The organism is Phenylobacterium sp. J367, assembly GCF_024699985.1.
GTDB lineage: Bacteria > Pseudomonadota > Alphaproteobacteria > Caulobacterales > Caulobacteraceae > Phenylobacterium.
In genome coordinates, this window is the sequence record NZ_JAJONA010000001.1 from 3,914,626 (window position 1) to 3,937,613 (window position 22,988).

The following is a 22,988-nucleotide window of genomic DNA, read 5'->3' on the forward strand; positions in this document are numbered from 1 at the left end:
GCTCTGGCTTCTCAACCGTTTGTAACGTCGCGGTCACAAAATCTTCGGAAGCCAGCCAACAGCCCGATACCAATCCGCCGTGTGCGCCAGACCGTTCCAAAGGTCAAACTTTTGTACGGGAAGACCCGGGGCGATCTCGTCGCTTTTGACGCTCCAGTCGGTATGCAGCAGCTCGCGGGCCTTGCCCGGCGTGAAAATGGGCGCCGCGCCGGCCCAGCGCTGACCAACACTCAGTAAGGCCAGGGCTTTCACCGCCGCGGCGGGCGCCCGCGTGAGCCTCGGCCGGGCGTCCATGACCTCGGCGGCCGCCTGCATGATCTCGCGCCAGCCATAGCCGTCGGGCCGGGCGTCGGTGAGGGCATAGGTCGCACCGGACGGCGGGCGTCCGGCCAGCTCCGCGACCTGGGCGGCCGCGTCCTCCACATGGATCACCGCCGTGCGCGCCGACTCGCCGAGCACGGGCAGGACAGGACTGGTCGCGGCGAGCTGGAAGAGCGGCAGGAGTTCGCGGTCCCCGGGTCCGTAGATCGCCGGCGGCCGCACGACCGTCAGTCGCTCCCCCACGACTGCCCGGACGGCGTCCTCGCCCGCCCGCTTGCTGGCGGCATAGGGGAAAGCTGCGGCTCCCGCGCCGCCAGGCTGGAGACCAGCAGCAGATGCGCGTTGCCCGCCGCCTCGGCCACGCGCGCCGCGCCGTCGCGGTTGACCCGGGTAAAGTCGGCGAGGCGGCTGACCTTCACGAGGCCCGCGGCGTGGATCACCACGTCCGCGCCTCGGGCCAGGGCCTTCAGCGCGCCAGCGTCAGCTAGGTCGCCCACGACCACCTCCGGCTCGAAGCCGCGCCACACGGGATCGACCGGATCGCGCCGCGTCAGCACCCGCACCCGCCAGCCCCGGCGGGCCAGCTCGGCGGCCGTGTGGCGGCCCAGGAAGCCGGTCGCGCCCGTGAGGGCGGCGAGGCGCATCCTCAGGCGGGCTCGACGGTCTTGAAGGCGCCGGCGAGGTAGAGTGTGCGGGCCTTCGAGCGGCTGAGCTTGCCCGATGAGGTCTGGGGCAGGGCGTGCGCACCCACCAGCTCCACCCGGGTCTCCACGGCATGGCGCTGGCGCAGAACGGCGGCCACGTCCTCGGTCAGGGCCTGGCGCACGTCCGGGTCGCTGGACCGCGCCTGGACCAGCACCACGATCTCGTCGTCGCCGTCGGTCTCCACGGCGAAGGCGGCCACGTCGCCGCTGCGCAGGCGTTCGACCTCAGCCTCGGCGGTCCATTCCAGGTCCTGCGGCCAGATGTTGCGGCCATTCAGCAGGATCAGGTCCTTGGCCCGGCCGGTCGGCGTGAAGGCGCCGTTCTCCAGGAAGCCCAGGTCGCCGGTGTCGAGCCAGCCGTCGGCGTCCAGCACGGCGGCCGTCGCCTCCGGCTGGTTCAGGTAGCCGGTCATGATGCTCGGTCCGCGCACGAAGACCCGGCCCACGCGGCGCTCGGGCAGCCGCTCGCCGGTCGGTCCGCGCACTTCCAGCTCGTGGTTCGGCAGGACGGGACCGCAGCTCACGAACTCGCGGGCCCGCTTGCCGGCGGCGGGGACGACGACGCCCTCGTTCTCCATCCGCTCCACGTCCACCGTCGCGGCGCCCACGCCCTCGCCCAGCGGGGCCATGGTCAGCGCGAGCGTCGCCTCGGCCATGCCGTAGCTCGCCACGAAGGCGCTGGCCCTGAATCCCACCTCGGCGAACCGCTCGGCGAAGGCGCGCAGCGGGCCCGGACGGACCATGTCGCCGCCGCTGCCGGCGACGCGCCAGCCGGAGAGATCGTAGGGGAGATGTCGGCCGTGTCGGCGCGCCGGGCGCAGAGCTCGTAGCCGAAGGTCGGGCTGTAGCTGATCGTCCCGCCGTTCTTGGTGATCAGGTCGAGCCAGATCAGCGGCCGGCGCACGAAGGCGGCCGTGGGCAGCAGGTCGACCGTCATCTGGCTGGCCAGCGGGCTCAGCAGGAAGCCGATCAGGCCCATGTCGTGGTAGAGCGGCAGCCAGGAGACGGCGCGGTCTTGCGGGCGGACCTTCAGCCCGTCGCGGGTGATCGCCAGCGCATTGGCCATCAGCGCCTTGTGGGTGACGAGCACGCCGGTCGGCGTCCGCGTGCTGCCCGAGGAGAACTGGACGTAGCAGGCGTCGTCCGGCGCGATGGTCGGCAGCGGCCGGTCGTCGGCCGCGGGAAGGGCGTCGATGCCGACCGGCGCGCGCATCCCGGCGGCTTCGGCGGCCTCCGTCAGCCAGGGCAGCAGGGTCTCGGGCCCGAACAGGGCCTTCGCGCCGGCCGAGCCCATCAGCCGGGCGATCTGCTCGATCCAGGCCTGGCGGCCGGCGAGCGGCGCGGGCAGGGGGCAGGGGCGCGGGGATCAGGCCCGCGTACTGGCAGGCGAAGAACAGGCGCACGAAGTCGGCGTCGGTGTCGGCCACCAGGCCCACGCGCTCGCCGCGTTCCAGTCCGGACGCCAGCAGCCGGCGCGCCAGGACCTGCGCCTCCTCGACGAGGGTCGAATAGGGCAGCGCCAGGGCGAGCCGGCCGCGCTGATCGTAGAGGTTCACGCCGGTGGCGCGCGTGCCGGCGAACTCCAGGGCCTCGATCAAGGTCGAGAAGCCGAGGCGAAGCTCGCGGTCGGGATCGGTGGTCGTCGGTGTCACGGTTCGTCTTTCGCGCCGGGGACTGAGTCCCCGCAAGCGGCTTCTTGGCTCAGGGCGCCCCGCGGACGCCTGAGCAGCATCCCCAGGTTACCCAGCGCCATGGCCGCCGCCGCCGCCACGAGGCCGATGGCCGCACCCCGCGCGCCCCACTGGTCGATCAGCAGGGCGAGCGAGGCGAGGAACGCCAGGCTGACCACGAGGCGGACGCGCAGGGCTGCGCCGGGCCGCCCCTGTGACACAAGCATGGGTTCTAGGGGAAGGGCGAAGATGCCGATGGCGGCGGCCGCCACCTGCCAGGTCATCAGCTCGGCGGCCGGCGCGAAGGCCGGTCCCATGACGAGGGTCAGCAGCGGCTTGCCGGCGAAGGCGGCGATGGTGACGATCACCGCGCTGAAGCCGCCGGTCATCAGGCCGACCTGCAGCGCGAGCTTCGCCATCTGCGCCTCGCCCTGCGCCACCCGCAGGCGGGCGAGCTCGGGATAGAGGGCGGGCGTCAGCAGCTTGGCGGGCTTGGCGATGGCGTCCGCCACCTGGCGGCCCATCCGCCAGAACCCGGCCTGGGCCGGGCCCACGAGGGCGCCGACGGCCAGGGTCACGATATGGGTGAAGGCCACGTCGAGGGTGGTGTTGAGATTGGTCGACCAGGCGAACTTCCAGACCCCGGGCAGGCCGTCGGCGAGGGGACCGCGCATGGAGAAGCCGGCCAGCAGGCCGCGCTTGCCCAGCTCCGACACCGAAGCCCAGACGAGCAGGGCGAAGCCCACGGCGGTCCCGACCGCCCAGGCCAGCAGGTAGCCCTCCAGCGGCGCGCCGATCGCCCAGGCGATGGCCGAGCCCGCCAGCCGGACGATGGAGACCAGCGCCGCCTGGCCCGCCAGCACGTCGAACCGGTCGAACAGCCGCAGCAGGCCGAGCGGCGTCGCCGAGACCATGAAGGCCACCGACAGCACATAGCCCGCCGCCGCCGGCGCCTGGTCGGGGGTCCAGCCGAGCTTGCCGGAGAACAGGAAGGCGCCGGCGATCCCGATGGCGAGGCCGACGATCCCGCTGCCCACGTCCAGCAGCAGGGTGAAGCGCAGCACCTGCTGGAAGCGGGCCTTCTCGCCCTGGTGCAGCGGCCCCGCGCCATAGTGGATCAGGGTCTGCCAGGACTGGAACTTGACCACGTCGCCGAGGAACTGGGCGAAGGCGTGGATCAGCACCAGCACGCCGAACGCCGTGACCCCAAGCGCCCGGGCGGCGATCGCCAGATAGGCCAGGCTCAGCACCGCGTTCACCGAGCGCCCGCCCAGCAGCTTGCCGGCGTTCACCACCACGCGGCGCAGCGCGGCGGGGCCGTGGATGTCCGGGGCGGCGTCGGAGGTCATGCGCGTGGAGGGTGCGGGGAATCCGGCGCGGACGCCACTGGTTCGAGCGATGGCGGACAGGGTGGGATTCGAACCCACGGTAGGCTCGCACCTACGGCGGTTTTCAAGACCGCTGCCTTAAACCACTCGGCCACCTGTCCCTGAGGGTCGGCGCTCGATGCCACGCCCGGCGCGGGGAGCCAAGCGCGATGATTGGCCGCCGGCTAGCCCCCAACGGCGGCGTGCACGGCGGCGGCGACCTCGGCGATCACCGGCTCCCAGGCGCCGGGCGCGGGCTGGCGGAACAGCTCCAGCGACCCGTACCACGGCATCCGCGGCCCGGACTGGCCGTAGCGCCACGCCGCGGGCTTCGGCACCATCACCAGGCCCCGCTGGCCGACCGCGCCGGTCACGTGGGCGAGCGCCGTCTGGACGGTGACGACCAGGTCGAGCTCGAGCACCAGCGCCGCCAGGTCCTCGAAGTCGTCGATGTCGGCGCGTGGAAAGGCCGCGATCGGCCGCTCGCGCCCGGCGTTGAACGCGGCCAGCTCAGCGGCGACGTTCCCATACTGCAGGCTGACGAACGCGCAGCCCGGCTGGTCGAGGATCGGGGCCAGGTCGGGCAGGGTCAGCGATCGCGCCGCCCTGCGGGTATGGGGCATGCCGCCCCGCCACGAGATCCCCACCCGCAGCCGGCCGTCCGGGGGTCCGAGCCGGTCCCGCCAACGCTCGCGCACAGGGTCGCGCGGCCTGAGGAAGGGCCGGCCCGGAAAGGCGTCGCGGGTCGGGCGGAACGCGGCCGCAAGTCCGCCCAGGGGGACGAAGAGGTCGAAGTCCTCGGTATTGACCAGATCCGGCCCCTGGCCGGCGATGATCCGGGCGCCGGGGACCGAATGGGCGACCAGGGCCTGCAGCCGGCGGTCGAGAACGCAGGTGACCTGGGCGGCGACCTCCACCAGTTCCGGGAGCAGGCTCGCGAACATCAGCTCGTCGCCGACGCCCTGTTCGGCCACCACCAGCACCCGGCGCCCGGCAAGCTCCTCGCGCGTCGGCAGCAGGGTCATCCGGTCCACGAAATGGGCGGTCAGCAGCGGATTGGTCGCGATGTTGCGGTAGCCGGGCGTCATCCAGCGCGAGGCATAGTCCTTCCAGCCGCCGGCGAAGTCGCCCAGCGCCAGCCGCGCGACCCCGGCGCGATAGCGCAGGCCGTGCGAGCCGGGATGGGCGGCCAGGGCTGCCTCATAGGCGGCGAGGCCCTCGTCCGGCCGCCCGGCGTCCATCAGATACTGTGCGGCGCCGCCGAGGTCGTCGGCCTGGGCGTCCCCGCTGGCGAGCGCGGCGGCCGCGCGACGCGCGGCGACCGCCTCGTCGGTCCGGTCGAGGGCCGCGAGCGCGGCCGCCTCCGCCCGCCAGGCATAGGCCAGTGCGGTCCCGCCGATCCGCCGCGCCGCGGCCGTCGCCGCCAGCGCCTCCTCCGCCCGGCCGACGCCGGTCAGCGCCTGGCCGCGGTCGGCGTGGGCGACAGCGAGCCCGGGCTTCAGCGCCAGCACCCGGTCGAAGACGGGCAGGGCGTCCGCGGCGCGCTCCAGCCGCAGCAGCACGCCGCCCAGCGCGCCCAGCACCCGCACGTCGTCCGGCGCACGCGCCAGCAGGGCTTCCAGCCGGGCCCGCGCCGGCTCCAGCCGCCCCGCGTCCCGCTCGCGCAGGGCGGCGGCGAATTCGTCCTGCAAGGCGCTCGTCATGCCGCAGCCATAGCAACGGCCGCCCGAGGTCTCCAACCGCCGTGGCGCTTAACCACAGGGCAAGTTTCCTAAGGCAGCTTTAACCATGGCCCCATCGGGGGGCGAGCCGCGTCTGGGGGCGTCGCCATGGACTTTTCGGGACTTCTGCGCACCGGCGCCCTCATGGCCGCCGCCGCTTCGCTCGTGGCCTGTGCGGGCGGCCCGCGCTATTCGCCCTATGCCGACAACGGGGCGAGCCGTCCGCCGGCGAAACCCCCGGCCACCGCCAAGCGCGGCGGCACCTGGAAGCCCTATCAGATCAACGGCAAGTGGTACGTCCCGCGCGAGCAGCCGGACTACGACGAGACCGGCGTCGCCTCCTGGTACGGCGGCCACCACCAGGGCAAGCCCACCTCCAACGGCGAGCGGTTCGACAAGAACGCGATCACGGCGGCCCACAAGACCCTGCCGCTGCCGTCGATCGTCGAGGTGACCAACCTCGACAACGGCAAGCGCATCAAGGTGCGCGTGAACGACCGCGGCCCGTTCGTCGACGGCCGGATCATCGACCTCAGCCAGGAAGCGGCGAAACGCCTCGGCTTCGAGGGCAAGGGCCTGGCCCGGGTACGCGTCCGCTACGTGGGCGAGGCCGGCATCCGCACCGCCACGATCCAGGTCAACATCGACTAGCCCCGCTGGACTTCCGGCGCGAAGCGGCCAATTTGGGCCGCGTGACACGCGGACGTTTCATCACTTTCGAAGGCGGCGAGGGGGCGGGGAAATCCACCCAGCTCAAGCGCCTGGTTGCGCGGCTTGAGGGCCATGGGCGCGAGGTCGTGGCCACACGCGAGCCGGGGGGCTCTGCGGGCGCCGAGAGCATCCGCGAACTGGTCCTCAAGGGGTCCGCCGACCGCTGGAGCCCGGTGACCGAGACGCTCCTCATGTACGCCGCCCGCCGCGACCACATCGAGCGCGTGATCCGGCCGGCGCTGGAGCGCGGCGCCTGGGTGGTCTGCGACCGCTTCGCCGACTCGACCCGCGCCTACCAGGGGGCCGCCGGAGGGACCGCGCCGGAGCTGATCTCGGCGCTGGAGACCCACATCCTTGAGGGCACGCGGCCCGATCTCACCCTGATCTTCGACCTGCCCACCGAAGTCGGCCTGGAGCGCGCCCACGCCCGCGCCGGGTCCGAGATGCGCTTCGAATCCAAGGGCATGGCCTTCCACGAACGGCTCCGCGACGGCTTCCTGGCCATCGCCCGGGCCGAGCCCGACCGCTGCGCCATCGTCGACGCGCGCGGCACGCTCGACCAGGTCGAGGCGGAGGTCTGGGCGGCGGTCGCCGACCGCCTGGCCGTCCATGCCTGAGGACGTCGCCCATCCCCGCGAGGTGTTCGACCTCGAAGGGCAGGGCGCCGCCGAGGAGGCGTTCGAGGCCGCCCGCGCCCGCGGCCGCCTGCACCACGCCTGGCTGCTGACCGGCCCCGAGGGCGTCGGCAAGGCCACCTTCGCCTACCGCGCCGCCCGCCGCCTGCTGGGCGCGCCGCACGATCCGCGCCACGGCCTCATGGGCGCCGATCCCGAGCACCCGGTCAGCCGCCAGGTGATCGCCCGCGCGCACCCCGACATCCTGGTGCTGGAGCGCGAGGGGCCGGACGGCAAGCCGCGCAAGGTGATCCCGGTCGACGATGTCCGGAAGCTCGCCGAGTTCTTCTCGAAGTCGCCGGCCAGCGCCCCGCACCGGGTGGCCATCGTCGACGCCGCCGACGACCTCAACGTCAACGCCGCCAATGCCCTGCTGAAGACCCTGGAGGAGCCGCCGCCCCGCGGCATCCTGCTGATGATCTCGCATTCCCCCGGACGACTCCTGCCCACCATCCGCTCGCGCTGCCGGCGCCTGGCCTTCCAGCCGTTCGGCCTGGAGGGCGCCGCCGCCTTCGTGCAGCGGCACGCGGACGTGAACGACGAGGAGGCGCTCAGGCTCTCCCGCATGGCCGGCGGCGCGCCGGGCAAGGCTTTGCAGCTCGCCGCCTCCGAGGCGCTGACCATGGACGACGCCGCCCGCCACCTTCTTTCGGACCTGCCGCGGGTGGACGAGGCCCTGGCGCTGTCCCTCGCCGACCGGTTCCGGGGCGGGGAGGGGCAGGCCAATTTCAACCTCCTGCTCGAACGCCTCGCCGACCGGGTCCACACCATGAGCCTGGACCGCGCCCGCGACGGGATCGGCCCGCTTGATCGCTGGGCGCAGGCGTGGGAGACGCTGACCCGCCTGCCGCGGGAGGTCGAGGCCCTCAACCTCGACCGCACGGATGCGCTGTTCACGGCGCTCCGCGAGCTCCGTCAGGCCGCGCAGGCCTGAGCGGCGAGACCCAAGACCACCCATGCTGATCGACAGCCACGTCAACCTGCACGCCCCGCAATTCGACGAGGACCGCGAAGCGGTGATCAGCCGCGCGCTCGCCGCGGGCGTGCGCCTGATGGTGAACATCTCCGACCGGGTGTCGAACTTCGACAAGGTGCGCCACGTGGCCCAGCACCCGGACATCTGGTGCACGGTCGGCACCCATCCGCACGAGGCGAAGGAAGACCCGGACCTCTCCGCCGAGACCCTGATCCGTCTGGCGCAGGATCGGCGCGTGGTCGGGATCGGCGAGTGCGGCCTCGATTTCCATTACGACCTCAGCCCGCGCGATGTGCAGGCCAAGGTGTTCCGCGCCCACGTGGCGGCCGCCCGCGAGACCGGCCTGCCGCTCGTCGTCCACACCCGCGAGGCCGACCAGGTGATGGGCGACATCCTCGAGGAGGAATACGCCCAGGGCCCGTTCCGCCTGCTGATGCACTGCTACACCTCGGGCGCGGAGCTCGCCCGGCGATGCACGGCGCTTGGGGCCTGGTTCTCGGTCTCCGGCATCGCCACCTTCAAGGCCGCCGAGGACGTGCGCGAGGTGATCCGCGAGATGCCGGCCGACCGCATCATCGTCGAGACGGACTGCCCCTACCTGGCCCCCGTGCCCTACCGCGGCCGGCGCAACGAGCCCGCCATGCTGCCGCATGTGCTGGCCAAGCTCGCCGAGATCCGCGGCTGGGACCTGAAGGACGCCGAGCACCGCACCGAGGACGCCTTCTTCGCCCTCTTCGACCGGATTCCCCGGCCGTGACGGCGACGCTGGAGTTCACCATCCTGGGCTCCGGCTCCTCCGGCGGCGTGCCGCGCGCCGACGGCGAATGGGGCGCCTGCGACCCCGCGAACCCCAAGAACCTGCGCTCCCGCTGCTCGCTGCTGGTCCGCCGGAAGGGGGACGGGCCGGTGAACGAGACGACCGTCATCGTCGACACCTCCCCCGACCTGCGCATCCAGACCGCCATGGCCGGCGCGAAGCGCATGGACGCGGTCCTCCTGACGCACGACCACGCCGACCAGATGCACGGCCTGGACGACGTGCGGGCCTTCTTCCTGCGCCAGCGGGCGCGGCTGCCGGTCTGGATGGACGCCCACACGACCGAGAGCGCCTTCCGCCGCTTCGGCTACGTCTTCGAGGGGCAGGGGGGTTATCCCGCGATCTGCGACGCCCGCGCCATTCCGGCGCACGGCGAGACCTGGCGCGTGGACGGCCCCTCCGGCGCCATCCCGATCGTCACCTTCGACCAGGACCACGGCGAGATCCGTTCGGTGGGCTACCGGTTCGGCGGCGTGGCCTATTCCTCGGACGTGGTCGGCCTGGACGATGCGGCCTTCGAGGCGCTGGCCGATCTGGACGTCTGGATCGTGGACGCGCTGCGCTACCGGCCGCATCCCACCCACGCCCACCTGGAACGCACGTTGGAATGGATCGCCCGCGCCAGGCCGCGCCGCGCGATCCTCACCAACCTGCACATCGACCTCGACTACGAGACCCTGCGGCGCGAGCTGCCGGCAGGCTGCGAGCCGGCCTACGACGGGATGCGCTTCGAACATGAGCTCGGAGCGGAATTCCTGTGATGGATCAACGCCTCAAGCTGGGTTTCCTCGCGTCGAACAATGGCTCCAGCGCCCGGGGAATCGTTAACGCGATCCGGGGAGGGGAGTTGGCCGCCGACGCCAGCCTGCTGGTCAGCAACAACCGCAAGGCTCCGGCCCTCGACTGGGCGGCGAACCTGGGCCTTCCGGCGCTGGCGATCCCGACCCAGGCCGATCCCGACGCGGCGGACGCGCGCCTGGCCGAGGAGATGGCGGCCCACGGCGTCGATCTGATCGTCATGTCCGGTTACCTGCGCAAGCTCGGCCCGGCGACGCTGCGGCGCTACCGCGGGCGGATCCTGAACATCCACCCGGGCCCGCTGCCGGCGTTCGGCGGCCACGGCATGTATGGCCGGCGCGTCCATGAGGCGGTGATTGCGGCGAAGGCACCCGAGAGCGGCGTCTGCATCCACCTGGTGGACGAGGAGTACGACCGCGGGCCGGTGATCGCGCGCCGCAGCGTGCCTGTGGAGCCGGGCGACACGGCCGAGACTCTGGAGGCCCGCGTGACGGGAGTGGAACCCGAATTCTTCGTGGCCACGCTGCGCCGGATCGCCAGCGGCGAGCTCGCTCTGCCGGACGCATCCGTTAACGGCTAGGTTGGCCGCCATGGACATCGCACGTCGGGGATTTGTCGCCGGAGCCGCCGCCATGGCCGCGGCCGGCGGCGCCGCGGCCCAGGAGAAGACCGGGATGTACGGCCTGATCGGCAAGATGCTCGCGAAGCCCGGCAAGCGTGATGAGCTGATCGGCGCGCTGCTGGCCGGGACAGGATCGATGCCGGGCTGCCTGAGCTACGTGGTGGCGCACGATCCGACCAACGCCGACGCCATCTGGATCACCGAGGTCTGGGACAGCCAGGCCAGCCACCAGGCCTCGTTGAAGCTGCCAGCCGTGCAGCAGGCGATTGCGAAGGCCCGTCCGATCATCGCCGGCTTCGGAGAGCGCTTCGAGACCGAGCCGGTGGGCGGCGTCGGCTTGCCCGCCTGACGCCCATATCTGATTTCCGATAATCTTCCTTAGGCGAAGAAGGGATCAGGCCTCGCGGGCGGCCATCGTCGCCCTCAGTGTCCCCCGCCGCTCATCAGCTCCGCCAGCGAGATCATCGGCAGCGTCAGGGTCTGCTGCGCCCCCACCAGCAGGATCAGCACGGCGACGACGGTCAGGCCGATCCGCGGGTTCCGGCGGTGGAACACCTGGCTGATGCCGGCGAAGAACATGGCCATGGCCAGGATCACGCCGGCCCGGTGGTAGGCGTCCGAGGTGTACTTGGCCTCGGTGCCCTCCTTGAAGATCCGGTCGGCCCGGGTCTTCAGCTCCGCCGCGGCCTCCATGCCCGGCGACCTGTAGGACGCGAACTGGAACGGGCTTTCCGCGGCGCTGGCGTTCTCCGTCGGGTTCTGCGCCATCCACTCGCGGAACGCGGGTCTCAGATGATCGGGCATCCGTCGCGCGTAGAAGTCCGCCATGTCCTGGTCGCCACGCTCCTTGGCGATCACCCAGGCGTTGATCAGCCCGACCTCCACACCCTGCAGCGACGCGGCGCGCTGGGCCATGTTGGCCGCCTCGACCCGCACGGCGTCGGCCTCGCCGTACTCGATCAGTTGGTGCCCCGCCCACAGCGCGCCCTGGTAGCTGGCCCAGGAGGTCAGCAGGCCCGCCGCGGCCAGGCAGACGGCCGTCGCCACTTCCCGCCAGCGTTCGATCCGCGCCTCGCGGCCGCTCAGTTCCGCGCCGCCGGCCGCTGCAGCCGGCGGGATCGCGGGCGCGCCATGTTGCATGCCTCGATGTCTCCCGGTGAGTTCCGGACTATTCCCGCCCTGCCTAAGCCCCGGCATCGGTTGTCGCCCCTATGGAGACCCCCGGGGAATCCCTAAGTGTTTTTCGGCGTCGGGCTCACGAAGACGTTGCGTGACACCGCGGGCTTCCTATGTTTAGTTCTTACTGTAGTCGCCTTTCCTGGGAGCTTCCGATGCGGTCCCTCGCCTTTGCCGCCTTCGCCGTCGCGCTCAGCGGCACGGCCGCCCTCGCCGCCCCGGCCAGCGTCAGCGTCACCCTCGCCCCGGAGCTTCAGGAGAAGTCCGAGAAGGTCTACGGCATGCGCGACGTGACCCGCCTGCAGGAGGAATTGCGCAAGGACGTGGAACGCGAGCTCGGCCGCACCGGCGCCTATCAGGACGCCCGGATCGACCTCGTCCTCGTGGACGTCGTCCCCAATCGCCCGACCTTCAAGCAGCTCGGCGACACCCCGGGGCTCTCCATGGAGAGCTTCGGCGTCGGCGGCGCCCGCATCGAGGGCCAGGTCACCGCCGCCGACGGCGTGGTTACCCCGGTCGCCTACGACTGGTACGAGACCGACATCCGCTGGACCTGGGCCAACTGGGTCTGGAGCGACACCGAATATGCCTTCGAGCGCTTCGCCCGGAAGCTGAGCCAGGGCCAGGCGCTCGCCCGCCGCTAGACGGTCGGTCCAGCTTGCGCCAGACGACGGCGCGCGGTCTCATCGCCGCGCGCCGTTTCCATATGCGCCCGGATTCTCGAGATGCCTGCGCCTGCCCCCTCCGCCGACCTGCGGCCCCTCGACCGGCTCCTGGCCATCATGGCGAGGCTGCGCGATCCCGAGAGCGGCTGCCCCTGGGACCTCGAGCAGACCTTCGCCACCATCGCGCCCTACACCGTCGAGGAGGCCTACGAGGTCGCCGACGCCATCGAGCGCAATGACCTCTCGGACCTGAAGGAGGAGCTGGGCGACCTCCTGCTGCAGGTGGTCTTCCATTCGCGCATGGCCGAGGAGAAGGGCGCCTTCGCTTTTGAGGATGTGGCCGCCGCCATCAACGACAAGATGGTCCGCCGCCACCCCCACGTCTTCGCCGAGGAGAGCTACGAGAGCCTGGAGCACCAGAAGGCCGGCTGGGAGCAGCTCAAGGCCGAGGAACGCGAGAAGAAGGTCCGCCGGGAGAGCCTGCTCGACGACGTCCCGGTCGGCCTCCCTGCCCTCACCCGCGCCGTGAAGCTCTCCAAGCGGGCGGCCGGCGTCGGCTTCGTCTGGCCCTCGGTGAAAGAGGTGATCGACAAGCTCGACGAGGAGGTTCGCGAGCTGAAGGCCGAGATCGCCGCCGGCGACCTGGAGAAGGCCCGTGATGAGATGGGCGACGTTCTGTTCGTGGTCGCCAACCTCGCCCGCACCCTGGACGTGGACCCGGAGGATGCGTTGCGTGGGACGAACGCCAAGTTCGTCCGCCGTTTCCGCCACATCGAGCGCCGCCTCGCCGAGCGCGGCCGGACGCCCGCACAGTCCGACCTGCCCGAGATGGACGCGCTCTGGGACGAGGCCAAGGCCGCCGAGCGCGTCTAGTGCGGCCGGATCTCCGCTGACGGGAAGAGCTGCTCGAACTGGCCGAGCGCCTGCGGCGTCAGGCTGACCGCCAGGCGGACGCTGCCGTCCTTGCCCTCGTTGCGCTCGATCACCCGGCCGTGGCGGTAGAGCCAGGCGATCGCCGCCCCCTCGCCGGCCGGCGCATAGACGTCCACCGGCGGCGCCTCGTCGACCAGGGCCGCCACCTGCCGCAGCAGGGCGTCGCAGCCCTCGCCGGTCGCCGCCGAGACCAGCACGGCCGGCGGATGCGCCCGCTTGGCGTCGCCGGCCACGGCCGCCTGTCCGTCAGCATCCAGCAGGTCGACCTTGTTCCAGACCTCCAGGATCCGCCGCTCGTCCATGTCGACGCCCAGCCGTTCCAGCACCTTGCGCACGTCCTGCGCCTGGGCGTCGCTCTCCGCGCTGGCGATGTCGCGGACATGCAGCACCACGTCGGCCTCCTGCACCTCCTCCAGCGTGGCGCGGAACGCCTCCACCAGTTCGTGCGGCAGGTCGGAGATGAAGCCCACCGTGTCGGACAGGATCGCTGGCCGCCCGTCGGGCAACCTCAGCATCCGGATGGTCGGGTCGAGGGTGGCGAACAGCATGTCCTCGGCGACGACCTCCGCCTGGGTCAGGCGGTTGAAGAGGGTCGACTTGCCGGCGTTGGTGTAGCCGACCAGGGCCACCGTCGGGTACGGCACGCGCTTGCGGCCGGACCGCTGCAGGGTCCGCGTGCGGCGCACCTCGGCCAGCTCGCGCTTCAGCTTGCCGATCTTCTCGGCCAGCAGCCGCCGGTCGGTCTCGATCTGGGTCTCGCCGGGGCCGCCCATGACGCCGAAGCCGCCGCGCTGGCGCTCCAGGTGGGTCCAGGTCCTGACGAGGCGCGAGCGCTCGTAGGTCAGCCGCGCCAGCTCGACCTGCAGCCGGCCCTCGCGGGTCCGGGCGCGGCGGGCGAAGATCTCCAGGATCAGGCCGGTGCGGTCGATGACCTTCACCTTCCAGGCCTTCTCCAGGTTCCGCTGCTGGACCGGCGTCAGGCTGTCGTCAACGACGGCCACGTCGGCCTCGACGGCCTCCATCAGGATGCCGAGCTCGGCCACCTTGCCGGAGCCGAACAGGGTGGCGGGCGTGAGCTTGCGCAAGGGCGCGATGGCCGTCTCGCGGATCTCGAGATCGAGGGCGAGCGCCAGGCCCACGGCCTCCTCGAGACGCGCTTCGGCGTCCCGCGCGGAGCCGCGGCCCTCACGATCGGGGTGGATGACGACGGCGCCCTGGACGGGCGCCTGGCGGTCAACGGATTTGGAGGAACTCAATCTGTCTCGTCTTCGGCCGGCTCATAGAGCTGCACAGGCTGCGCCGGCATGATGGTGGAGATCGCGTGCTTGTAGACGAGCTGGGACTGCCCGTCGCGCCGGAGCAGGACGCAGAAGTTGTCGAACCAGCTCACCACGCCCTGAAGCTTGACACCGTTCACCAGGAAGATGGTCAGCGGCGTCTTGGACTTGCGCACGCTGTTGAGGAAGGTGTCCTGCAGGTTCTGCTTCTTGTCGCTCATTGGCTTTCCGCCTCTTTTTTTGATCGGACGGCCAAGCGCCGCCCACACACGCAAAGTCACGCTGGCCTGAATTTGCGACAGCCGCAATCCAGAAGGCGATCGTCAGATCGCCGTGGCCCTGGCCCGCTCGATATAGAGACGCCGAAGCCGGCTCGCCACTGGTCCGACCGCCCCATCGCCGACGGGGCGTCCGTCCACGGCGATCACCGGCAGGACCAGGCTGCCCGCGCCGGTGATGAAGGCCTCCCGCGCCTGCACCGCCTCCTCAGGCGTGAACGGCCGCTCGTCCACCTCCAGCCCATCCTCGCGGATCACGTCGAGCAGGGTGTGGCGGGTGACGCCACGCAGGATGTTGGCGTTGGTGTCGCGCGTCCTCAGCCGCCCGTCCTGGCCGACGATCCAGGCGTTGGACGACGCGCCCTCGGTGACGAAGCCCAGTTCGTCAACAAACCAGGCCTCGCTGGCCCCGGCCTCGCGGGCCTTCTGCTTGGCGAGCGCATTGGGCAGCAGGCCCACCGTCTTGATGTCGCAGCGGCCCCAGCGGTTCTCGGGCGTGGTGACCACGCCGATCCCCTTGGCGGCGCGGGCCTCCACCGCCGCCCGGTCCAGCCCGTTGACGGTGATCACGACCGCCGGCTTCACCTCCGGGTTCGGGAAGGCGTGGTCGCGGCGCGCCACCCCGCGGGTGACCTGCAGATAGAGCAGCCCCTCCCGCACCTTGTTCCGCCGGACCGCCTCGCGCAGCACGATGGTCAGGGCCGCCCGGCTCATCGGCATGCGGATCGAGAGCTCCGAGAGGCTCCGCTCCAGCCGCGCGAAATGCCCCTCGGCGTCGGCCAGCTTGCCGTCGAACAGCGCCCAGACCTCATAGACCCCGTCGCCCAACTGGTAGCCCCGGTCCTCGATGTGCACGCAGGCTTCGCCATGCGGCACGAACCGGCCGTTCACATAAGCGATCCGTCCCATCCTACTCCGCTCCCGTCGTGAGCTTCGAAGGATCGGCGATGAGGGCTGCGAAGCCTTGGCGAAGCAGGCCCATCCTAGACCGCCTCGTCCTCGAGCTGACGGCCGCCCGACAGGCCGAGCGACTTGAGCTTCCGGTGGAGCGCCGAGCGCTCCATGCCGATGAACGCCGCGGTGCGCGAGATATTGCCCGAGAAGCGGAGCATCTGGGCGTTCAGGTACTCGCGCTCGAACACCTCGCGGGCCTCCCGGAGCGGGAGCGCGATGATCCGCTCGGCGCCGATCGAGCTCGGGTGCTCGTTGACCGTCGCCTCGGCCGGCAGCATGTCGGCGGTGATCGGCTCGGACGGCGAGCCCGAGGCCAGGATCAGCATCCGCTCCACATTGTTGCGCAGCTGGCGCAGGTTCCCCGGCCAGGCGCGCACCTGGAGGGTGGCCAGGGCGTCGTCGGCCAGCTTGCGCCGGGGCATCCCGGTGGCGTCGCAGATCCGTTCGATGAAGTACTCGACGAGCTCGGGGATGTCCTCGCGCCGTTCGGTCAGGCCCGGCACGTTCACCGGCACCACGTTCAGCCGGTGGAACAGGTCCTCGCGGAACCGGCCCGCGGCGATCTCCTCGCGCAGGTCGCGGGAGGTCGACGAGACCACGCGCACGTCCACCTGGACGTCGGAATCGCCGCCCACCCGGCGGAAGCGCTGCTCCACCAGCACGCGCAGGATCCGGCTCTGGGTCTCGCGCGGCATGTCCGCCACCTCGTCGAGGTAGAGGGTTCCGGAATGCGCGCGCTCGAACACGCCGACCTTCGCCGTGCGGCCGCCCTCGCCCTCCTCGCCGAACAGCTCCACGTCCATCCGCTCCGGCGTCATGCCGGCGGCGCTGATCGCCACGAACTCGTTCTTGGCCCGCGGGCTGGCGGAGTGGATCAGCCGGGCGACGGTCTCCTTGCCCGAGCCCGGCGGGCCGGAGATCAGCACGCGGCTGTTGGCCGGCGCCAGCTTGGAGATCATCTGCCGGAGCTGCTGGGCGGCCACCGAGCGGCCCATCAGCCCCTCGGGCGTGATCGCCTGGGCCCGCAGGCGTCGGTTCTCGCGGCGGAGGTTCGCGGCCTCCAGCGCCCGTTCGATGACCAGCAGCAGGCGGTCCGACTTGAACGGCTTCTCGAGGAAGTCGTAGGCCCCCCGCTTGATGGCGCTGACCGCGGTCTCGATGTTGCCGTGGCCCGAGATCATCACCACGGGCAGGTCCGCATCGAGCTTCTTGACCATGTCGAGCAGCTCCAGCCCGTCCATGCCGCCGCCCGACATCCAGATGTCGAGGATCAGCAGCGACGGCTTGCGGGCCCGGAATGCGGCGAGCGCCGACTCGGAATCGTTGGCCGTCCGCACCGCATAGCCTTCGTCCGTCAGGATTCCGGCCACCAGGTCGCGGATGTCCGCCTCGTCGTCGACCACAAGAACGTCAGACGCCATTCCTCACCTCACGCCGTCACGGCCGCGGCCGCGGGCCTGGGCTTCACCCGCGCGCCGGCCGGCAGGCGCAGGATGGCCAACGCCCCCTGCCCGCTCCGCGCGTCGGTGAGCTCCAGCTCGCCGCCGTGGTCTTCCAGTATCCGCTTCACGATCGCGAGGCCGAGACCCGTCCCCTTCTCGCGCGTCGTCACATAGGGCTCGGTCAGCCGGTCGCGATCCATGGCCGGCAGGCCGATCCCGTTGTCCTCCACCTCGAACGCCACCCCGGCGTCGTCGGCGATCAGCCGCGCCCGGATCTTCCCCTTGATCTTCGGGGAGCGCGCCTTGCGGGCGCTCACCGCCTCGGCGGCGTTCTTCAGCACATTGGTCAGCGCCTGGGCGAGCATCCGGCCGTCGGCCACCACCACAACCTCCGACGCCGGATCCTCGAGCTCCACCCTCAGGTCCGGGCTCGCCACCCGCTGGGCGAACACCGCGGCGCGGATCAGCTCGGCGGCGTCGGCGTCCGCGAACTTCGGGGCCGGCATCCGGGCGAAGGCTGAGAACTCGTCCACCATCCGGCCGATATCGCCCACTTGGCGCACGATTGTGTCGGTGCAGCGGTCGAAGGTCTCCAGCTCCGCCTCGGCGATGTCCTTGCGGTACTTCTTCCGCAGCCGCTCGGCGGAAAGCTGGATCGGCGTCAGCGGGTTCTTGATCTCATGCGCGATGCGCCGCGCCACGTCCCGCCAGGCGGCGTTCCGCTGGGCGGTGACCAGCCGGGTGATGTCGTCGAAGGTCAGCACCGGCCCGTCGTCGCTGTGGCTGGCCCGGACCCGCAGCCGGTGCGTCTCCCGGCCCCGGATCACGTCCACCTCCTCCTCGGCGCCGCCGCGTCCGGCGGTCTCGACGACCGCGGCGATCTCGGGCGCCACCTCCTTCAGCTTCCGCCCCCGGCCGTGGTCGCCGGGCAGGTCGAGCAGCAGGGCCGCCTGCCGGTTGGCCGCCGAGATACGGCCCTCGGCGTCGAGGCCGATGACCCCGGCGCTCACCTCGGCGAGCACGGTCTCGATGAACTGCCGGCGGCGCTCAGCCTCCAGCCCGGCGTGGCGCAACGCCTCCTGCTGCGCCTGAAGATCGTGCGTCATACTATTGAACGCACGGGACAAAACCGCGATCTCCTCGGCGTCGTCATCGGCGTCCACTCGGGCGCTGAGGTCGCCGCTCGCGACCTTGCCCGCCGCCTGCACCAGCCGGCCCACCGGTCCCGAGATCGCGTTGGCGGCGCCCAGGCCCAGCCACACGGCCCCGACCATCACCAGCAGCGCCGTCTCGGCGTAGGAGAGCGCGAAGATCGCCTGGATGCGCTGCCGGTTCTGAGCCGCCTCGCGATAGGAGACCAGCGAGGCCTCGGCCTCCAGCAGGTGGTTGATGATCCCCTTCTCCACCGGGTGGGCGATGTAGAGATAGGCGTCGGAATAGGCGGTCAGCCGGTAGATCGCCCGCATCAGGTCCGGCGAGTCGAAGGCCGGCACCGAGATGTCGCCCTCGTCGGCGGCGCGGAAGCTCGATTCCGGCGGGATCACGAACGGCGGCGCGTCGGCCGTCTCGGCCCGCGCCAGCACCCGGCCCTCGCGGTCGATCAGATAGGCCGCCGGGAAGGCGTGGTAGGCCGCCTGCTCGGCCAGGTAGTGGCTGAACGCCACCGGGCTCTCCCGCAGGCCGGGCGCGGCCCGGTTCAGGTCCGCGCCCATCAGGCTCACGTGGTCGCCGATGTAGCGCTTCTGGTCCTCGACATAGGAGCGGGCCACCGTCGCGGAGTTCTCCACGACCGTCTGCACCCGCTCGCCCAGCCAGTTGTCGACGCCGCGGTTGACCAGCACGCCGTAGAACAGGGCCACGACCACCGCCGGCGCGACGGCCGCCAGCGCGAAGAGCGTGGCGAATCGCAGGTGCAGACGCGCGCCCGGATCGGTGTCGCGCGCCTCCAGCAGGGTCACGAACCGCAGGGCGACGACCGCCGTGATCGCCAGGATCAGGACGAGGTTGAGGCTCAGAACCGTGAGGATCAGCTGGCTGGCGGGCCCCAGCGGCCCCGTCTCGGGCGGCGACGCCGCGAGCAGGATGGCGATGCCCGTGAGCGCCGCGGCCAGGCCGTAGCCCGCCCCCAGCACCCCCCGGGAGTTCAGCGCCCGCCAGAGCCGGGCAGCCGTTTCACTTTCGCGGATGTGATCGGCCAACAACGCCATCGCCCCGAAGGGTACGGCACTGTGCTCCAAACTCAACAGCGATGTTGCGGATTTGCGGCAGAGCTGCCGCGGACCCGCTAGCGCCGGCCGCGGCTCATCTCCACGCCGAGATCCTGGATCTTCTTGCGGAGCGTGTTCCGGTTGAGGCCCAGCACCTCCGCCGCCCGCACCTGGTTGCCCCGCGTGGCGGCGAGCGTCAGCTGGATCAGCGGCCGCTCCACCTCCTCGAGCACCCGGTCGTACAGGCCCGCCGGCGGCAGGCCGTCCGGCTGGTCGGCGAAATAGGTGGCGAGCTTGCGTTCCACGAGCTGGGCCAGGGTCGCCGGGCCTTCCTGGCCCTCCACGACCGGCTGCTGGTCGGCGAGTTCGCGCTCGACGATGCGGGCGGTGATCAGGTCCTCGGCGTAGAGGGCGCAGATCCGGCGGACCAGGTTCTCCAGTTCCCGCACATTGCCGGGCCAGGCGTGCAGCTTCAGCCGCTCGAGCGCGCCCGCGTCGATGGTCTTGGCCGGCAGCCCCTCGCGGTTGGCGCGGAGCAGGAAGGCCCGCGCGAGATCCGGGATGTCGTCGGCCCGGTCCCTGAGCGGCGGCAGGCGCACCGGCGCGACGTTCAGGCGGAAATAAAGGTCCTCGCGGAACAGGCCCTGCTGGATCAGGGCGCGCAGGTCGCGGTTGGTCGCCGCGATGATCCGCACGTTCGGCCGCCGGCCGGTCTTCGGATTGAGCGCCGGTTCGGAGCCGTCGATCACCCGCAGAAGCCGCGTCTGGGCGTCCAGCGGCATGTCGCCGATCTCGTCGAGGAACAGCGTGCCGCCGTCGGCCTCGACCAGCTTGCCGAAGTCGCCGTCCTCCTTGCCGAACAGCTCGGTCTCGACACGCTCACGGGGCACGGCGGCCAGGTTGATGACCACGAACTTGCCGTCGCGACGGCGGCCCATGTCGTGCAGGGCGCGGGCGACCAGCTCCTTGCCGGTGCCGCTCTCGCCGAGGATCAGCACCGTCAGGTCGGCGCCGACCAGGCGGGCGATCGTCCGGTAGACGTCCTGCATGGGCCCTGAGCGGCCGATCAGCGGCAGGCGGTCGTCGCGCACCGCCCGGGCCTGGGCCTTGGCGGCGTCGGCGTCGGCCGGCCGCGCCAGCGCCCGGCGGGCCGCCGACGTCATGTCGTCCAGGTCGAAGGGCTTCGGCACATAGTCGAAGGCCCCCACCTCGGCCGCGTTCACCGCGGTGATTAGGTTGTTCTGGGCGCTCATCACGATGACCGGCAGCTTCGGCCGTTCCTTCTTGATGCGCGGCAGGACGTCGAAGACGTTCTCGTCGGGCATGACCACGTCGGTCACCACGAGGTCGCCCTCCCCGTCGGAGACCCACTTCAGGAGCGTCGTGGCGTTGCCGGTGGCCCGGACCTGATAGCCCAGGCGCGTGAACGCCTGGGAGAGGACCAGCCGGATCGAGGAATCGTCGTCGGCGATCAGGATCTTCTTCGCGGCCGCGTTCATCCCGTGACGTCCTCTTCGGTGGCGATGGGAAGCAGGACCCGGAACACCGTGCGCCCGGGCTCGGACTCGAAATCGATGAGGCCGCCATGGCCGGCGACCAGCTTGGCGACCAGGGCGAGGCCCAGGCCCGCGCCATTGGCCTTGGAGGTGACGAACGGCTGGAAGAGGTGCTCGCGCAGGTGCGCCGGCACGCCCGGGCCGTTGTCGATGATCCGCACCTCCAGCGGCGCGCCCCGCGCCGGCTGGCCCTTCATCGCCCGGACGCGCACGCCGTGGCGGAAGGCGGTGTGGATCGAGAGCTCGCCGCGACCGTCGCCGCGCGCATGGGCGGCCTCCGCGGCGTTCTTCACGAGGTTCAGGAACACCTGGATCAGCTGGTCCTCGTCGCCGAGCACCGGCGGCAGCGAGGGGTCGTAGGTCTCGCGCAGCACCAGGCCGTCGGCCACGCCGTTGGCGGCCAGCGCCCGCACCCGGTCGAGGATCTGGTGGATGTTCAGCGGCGTCAGCGACGGCAGGTGGTCGTCGGAGAAGGCCTCCATCCGCTCCACCAAACGGCGGACCCGGTCGGTCTCGTCGACGATGAGTTGCGCCAGCGGCACGTCCTCGGCCTTGGCCCCGGTCTTCAGGAGCTGGGCGGCGCCTCGGATGCCGGCCAGCGGGTTCTTGATCTCGTGGGCCAGCATCCGGCCGAGCCCGACGATCGAGCGCAGGCCCGCGGCCTCGTTGCCGCCGCGGTCGGCGCCCAGGCCGGTCTTCACCGACAGCGTCAGCAGCACCGAGCCGTCGCCCAGCGGCGCGGCCGCGCCGTCGGCCTCGAACGGCGGCAGGCCGAAGAGGCTGATCTGCACGCCCCGCTCGCGGACCCGCGCGCCCTCCTCGATCGCCCGCTCCAGCAGCGAAACGAGCGCCGAGCCGGGCGGCAGGGCCGCCCCGAACCGCCCGCGGGCCAGCAGGCCCAGCCCCCTGGCCGAACAGCGCCTGCGCCGCCTCGTTGACGGCGACCAGCGCGCCGTCGGCGTCCACCACCATCGCGGGATCCGGCGACAGCTCGAAGGCCGCGGCCTTCAAGGCGTCGGTGTCCGGTCCGTCCGGTCTTATTCTTGTCTTCCCCGTCATGCCGCCAACCTGTGATCCGGAGTTCCCCAGAGGGCCCTAAGGCCCGCCTCCACGTCACGGGCGTCCTCCAGCCGGCAGAGCGCCGACCTCGCTTCTCTCCGGGCCTGCGCGGACGCGGGCCAGGGGGGCGTTTTCGATGTAGGCGGCCAGGTGCTTGCGGAAGATCCGCAGGCCCAGGCGCTCGCCATAGAAGTCCAGGCTGTCGCGGAAATGCGCCAGGGCGATCGCCAGCCGCGCCTCCGCCTCGGGCTCGGCGAAGGGCCGGCCGTCCAGCGACGCCTCGATCTGGGCCGCGATCCACGGCTTCCCATAGACCCCGCGGCCGACCATCACCGCATCGGCGCCCGACGCGGCCAGCGCCGCCTTGGCGCTCTCGCCGTCGACGATGTCGCCGTTGACGATCACCGGGATGCCGACGGCGGCCTTCACCGGCGCCACGTCGTTCCAGTTCGCCTGGCCCTTATAGAACTGGCAGCGGGTGCGGGCGTGCACGGTCACCGCCGCCGCGCCGATCGCCTCGGCCCGGGCGGCCAGCTCGGGCGCGTTCTTGGAATTGTCGTCCCAGCCCAGGCGCATCTTCACCGTCACCGGCACGTCGACGGCGGTCACCGCCGCCTCGACCAGCCGGCAGGCCAGGTCCGGCTCGCGCATCAGGGCCGAGCCCGAGAGGACACCGGTTACCTCCTTCGCCGGGCAGCCGAAGTTGAGGTCGATGATCTCGGCCCCGGCCTCGACCGCCAGCCTGGCGCCCTCGGCCACGTGGGCGGGATCGCGGCCGACCAGCTGCACGACCATCAGCGGCAGGCCCTCGCCCACCGCCGCGCGACGGACGACGTCCGGCCGGCCCTTCGAGAATTCCGCGCAGGCGACCATCTCGGTCGCGACATAGGCCGCGCCCAGCCGGCTCGCCGCCCGGCGAAACGGAAGGTCGGAAACGCCGGTCATCGGCGCGATCCAGGCGCGGCCCGCAACCTCCACGCCGCCAATCTCGAGCCTGCTGCTCATTTTTTACTCATCCCCACCGCCTTAGTTTTAGGCACATTGTGCGGCGCCGTAAAGC

Annotated in this window: 22 protein-coding genes, 1 tRNA gene and 3 pseudogenes; 9 read left to right on the forward strand and 17 right to left on the reverse strand. The window is 71.6% G+C overall.

All coding sequences use genetic code 11. The features are described 5' to 3' along the window. Positions 1 to 33: 33 nt before the first annotated feature. From LRS04_RS27155 to LRS04_RS20895, 8 genes and pseudogenes are all read right to left on the reverse strand, one after another. Positions 34 to 564 carry a hypothetical protein gene (locus LRS04_RS27155; RefSeq protein WP_308238196.1) on the reverse strand — a complete coding sequence of 177 codons (531 nt, stop codon included), beginning with the start codon at positions 562 to 564 and terminating at the stop codon, positions 34 to 36. Then, on the reverse strand, positions 549 to 965 hold the full coding sequence (locus LRS04_RS27160) for an NAD-dependent epimerase/dehydratase family protein (RefSeq protein ID WP_308238197.1): 417 nt from the start codon (positions 963 to 965) through the stop codon (positions 549 to 551). The genes LRS04_RS27155 and LRS04_RS27160 overlap by 16 nt, the downstream gene beginning before the upstream one ends. A 2-nt stretch (positions 966 to 967) precedes the next feature. Next, a complete protein-coding gene (locus tag LRS04_RS28360; RefSeq protein WP_374577272.1) occupies positions 968 to 1,768 on the reverse strand; it encodes an AMP-binding protein in 801 nt (266 codons plus the stop codon). Continuing rightward, a complete protein-coding gene (locus tag LRS04_RS28365) occupies positions 1,657 to 2,319 on the reverse strand; it encodes an AMP-binding protein (protein WP_374577274.1) in 663 nt (220 codons plus the stop codon). The genes LRS04_RS28360 and LRS04_RS28365 overlap by 112 nt, the downstream gene beginning before the upstream one ends. A gap of 55 nt (positions 2,320 to 2,374) precedes the next feature. Further along, a pseudogene (locus LRS04_RS28370) lies at positions 2,375 to 2,677 on the reverse strand (AMP-binding protein); the annotation flags it as partial. After that, a complete protein-coding gene (locus LRS04_RS20885) occupies positions 2,674 to 4,044 on the reverse strand; it encodes a lipopolysaccharide biosynthesis protein (protein WP_257818003.1) in 1,371 nt (456 codons plus the stop codon). The gene LRS04_RS20885 and the pseudogene LRS04_RS28370, both read right to left, overlap by 4 nt. Before the next feature lie 50 nt (positions 4,045 to 4,094). Continuing rightward, positions 4,095 to 4,184 (reverse strand) — tRNA-Ser (locus LRS04_RS20890). A 63-nt stretch (positions 4,185 to 4,247) separates the two neighbouring features. Next, entirely contained in the window at positions 4,248 to 5,753 is a 1,506-nt protein-coding gene (locus LRS04_RS20895; RefSeq protein WP_257818005.1) for a tetratricopeptide repeat protein, read from the reverse strand. Between the two features lie 138 nt (positions 5,754 to 5,891). On the opposite strand from LRS04_RS20895, the gene LRS04_RS20900 reads away from it, so the two are divergent. From LRS04_RS20900 to LRS04_RS20930, 7 genes are read left to right on the forward strand one after another with little or no spacing between them, the layout of a single operon-like run. Then, positions 5,892 to 6,434: a septal ring lytic transglycosylase RlpA family protein gene (locus LRS04_RS20900; protein WP_257818007.1), complete on the forward strand. Its 543-nt coding sequence runs from the start codon at positions 5,892 to 5,894 to the stop codon at positions 6,432 to 6,434. A gap of 41 nt (positions 6,435 to 6,475) precedes the next feature. Next, the gene (tmk, locus tag LRS04_RS20905) at positions 6,476 to 7,111 is read left to right on the forward strand and encodes a dTMP kinase (protein ID WP_257818009.1); all 636 of its coding nucleotides are present in this window, start codon (positions 6,476 to 6,478) and stop codon (positions 7,109 to 7,111) included. Further along, the gene (locus LRS04_RS20910) at positions 7,104 to 8,102 is read left to right on the forward strand and encodes a DNA polymerase III subunit delta' (RefSeq protein ID WP_257818011.1); all 999 of its coding nucleotides are present in this window, start codon (positions 7,104 to 7,106) and stop codon (positions 8,100 to 8,102) included. Before tmk ends, LRS04_RS20910 begins: the two co-directional genes overlap by 8 nt. 22 nt (positions 8,103 to 8,124) lie before the next feature. Next, positions 8,125 to 8,901: a TatD family hydrolase gene (locus LRS04_RS20915; RefSeq protein ID WP_257818013.1), complete on the forward strand. Its 777-nt coding sequence runs from the start codon at positions 8,125 to 8,127 to the stop codon at positions 8,899 to 8,901. Next, positions 8,898 to 9,722, forward strand: coding sequence for an MBL fold metallo-hydrolase (locus LRS04_RS20920; RefSeq protein WP_257818015.1), 825 nt, complete (start codon positions 8,898 to 8,900; stop codon positions 9,720 to 9,722). Before LRS04_RS20915 ends, LRS04_RS20920 begins: the two co-directional genes overlap by 4 nt. After that, on the forward strand, positions 9,722 to 10,339 hold the full coding sequence (locus tag LRS04_RS20925) for a phosphoribosylglycinamide formyltransferase (RefSeq protein WP_257818017.1): 618 nt from the start codon (positions 9,722 to 9,724) through the stop codon (positions 10,337 to 10,339). Before LRS04_RS20920 ends, LRS04_RS20925 begins: the two co-directional genes overlap by 1 nt. A 10-nt stretch (positions 10,340 to 10,349) precedes the next feature. Then, complete coding sequence (locus tag LRS04_RS20930) at positions 10,350 to 10,730, forward strand: putative quinol monooxygenase (protein WP_257818019.1); 381 nt, start codon at positions 10,350 to 10,352, stop codon at positions 10,728 to 10,730. A 74-nt stretch (positions 10,731 to 10,804) separates the two neighbouring features. Here LRS04_RS20930 and LRS04_RS20935 read toward each other — a convergent pair whose 3' ends face one another. Further along, positions 10,805 to 11,521 (reverse strand): hypothetical protein, encoded by a 717-nt coding sequence (locus LRS04_RS20935; protein WP_257818020.1) that lies wholly within the window; start codon positions 11,519 to 11,521, stop codon positions 10,805 to 10,807. Between the two features lie 191 nt (positions 11,522 to 11,712). Between LRS04_RS20935 and LRS04_RS20940 the strand changes: the two genes are divergently transcribed. Further along, positions 11,713 to 12,201 carry a hypothetical protein gene (locus LRS04_RS20940; protein WP_257818022.1) on the forward strand — a complete coding sequence of 163 codons (489 nt, stop codon included), beginning with the start codon at positions 11,713 to 11,715 and terminating at the stop codon, positions 12,199 to 12,201. A gap of 81 nt (positions 12,202 to 12,282) precedes the next feature. After that, entirely contained in the window at positions 12,283 to 13,095 is an 813-nt protein-coding gene (gene mazG, locus LRS04_RS20945; protein ID WP_257818024.1) for a nucleoside triphosphate pyrophosphohydrolase, read from the forward strand. Here mazG and hflX read toward each other — a convergent pair. From hflX to dusB, 8 genes and pseudogenes are all read right to left on the reverse strand, one after another. Next, a complete protein-coding gene (hflX, locus tag LRS04_RS20950; RefSeq protein ID WP_257818026.1) occupies positions 13,092 to 14,411 on the reverse strand; it encodes a GTPase HflX in 1,320 nt (439 codons plus the stop codon). The genes mazG and hflX overlap by 4 nt on opposite strands. Next, the gene (gene hfq / locus LRS04_RS20955; RefSeq protein ID WP_257818028.1) at positions 14,408 to 14,653 is read right to left on the reverse strand and encodes an RNA chaperone Hfq; all 246 of its coding nucleotides are present in this window, start codon (positions 14,651 to 14,653) and stop codon (positions 14,408 to 14,410) included. The genes hflX and hfq overlap by 4 nt, the downstream gene beginning before the upstream one ends. A 102-nt stretch (positions 14,654 to 14,755) precedes the next feature. Then, a complete protein-coding gene (locus LRS04_RS20960; RefSeq protein ID WP_257818030.1) occupies positions 14,756 to 15,619 on the reverse strand; it encodes a D-amino-acid transaminase in 864 nt (287 codons plus the stop codon). A gap of 74 nt (positions 15,620 to 15,693) precedes the next feature. Next, positions 15,694 to 17,085, reverse strand: coding sequence for a sigma-54 dependent transcriptional regulator (locus LRS04_RS20965; protein WP_257818033.1), 1,392 nt, complete (start codon positions 17,083 to 17,085; stop codon positions 15,694 to 15,696). Between the two features lie 8 nt (positions 17,086 to 17,093). Then, complete coding sequence (locus tag LRS04_RS20970) at positions 17,094 to 19,304, reverse strand: PAS domain-containing sensor histidine kinase (RefSeq protein ID WP_257818035.1); 2,211 nt, start codon at positions 19,302 to 19,304, stop codon at positions 17,094 to 17,096. Positions 19,305 to 19,390: 86 nt separating this feature from the next. Next, positions 19,391 to 20,812: a nitrogen regulation protein NR(I) gene (gene ntrC, locus LRS04_RS20975; RefSeq protein ID WP_257818037.1), complete on the reverse strand. Its 1,422-nt coding sequence runs from the start codon at positions 20,810 to 20,812 to the stop codon at positions 19,391 to 19,393. Then, positions 20,809 to 21,928, reverse strand: a pseudogene (locus LRS04_RS20980) (nitrogen regulation protein NR(II)). The gene ntrC and the pseudogene LRS04_RS20980 overlap by 4 nt, the downstream one beginning before the upstream one ends. Continuing rightward, positions 21,925 to 22,933: pseudogene (gene dusB, locus LRS04_RS20985) on the reverse strand (tRNA dihydrouridine synthase DusB). The pseudogenes LRS04_RS20980 and dusB overlap by 4 nt, the downstream one beginning before the upstream one ends. Between the last annotated feature and the right edge of the window lie 55 nt (positions 22,934 to 22,988).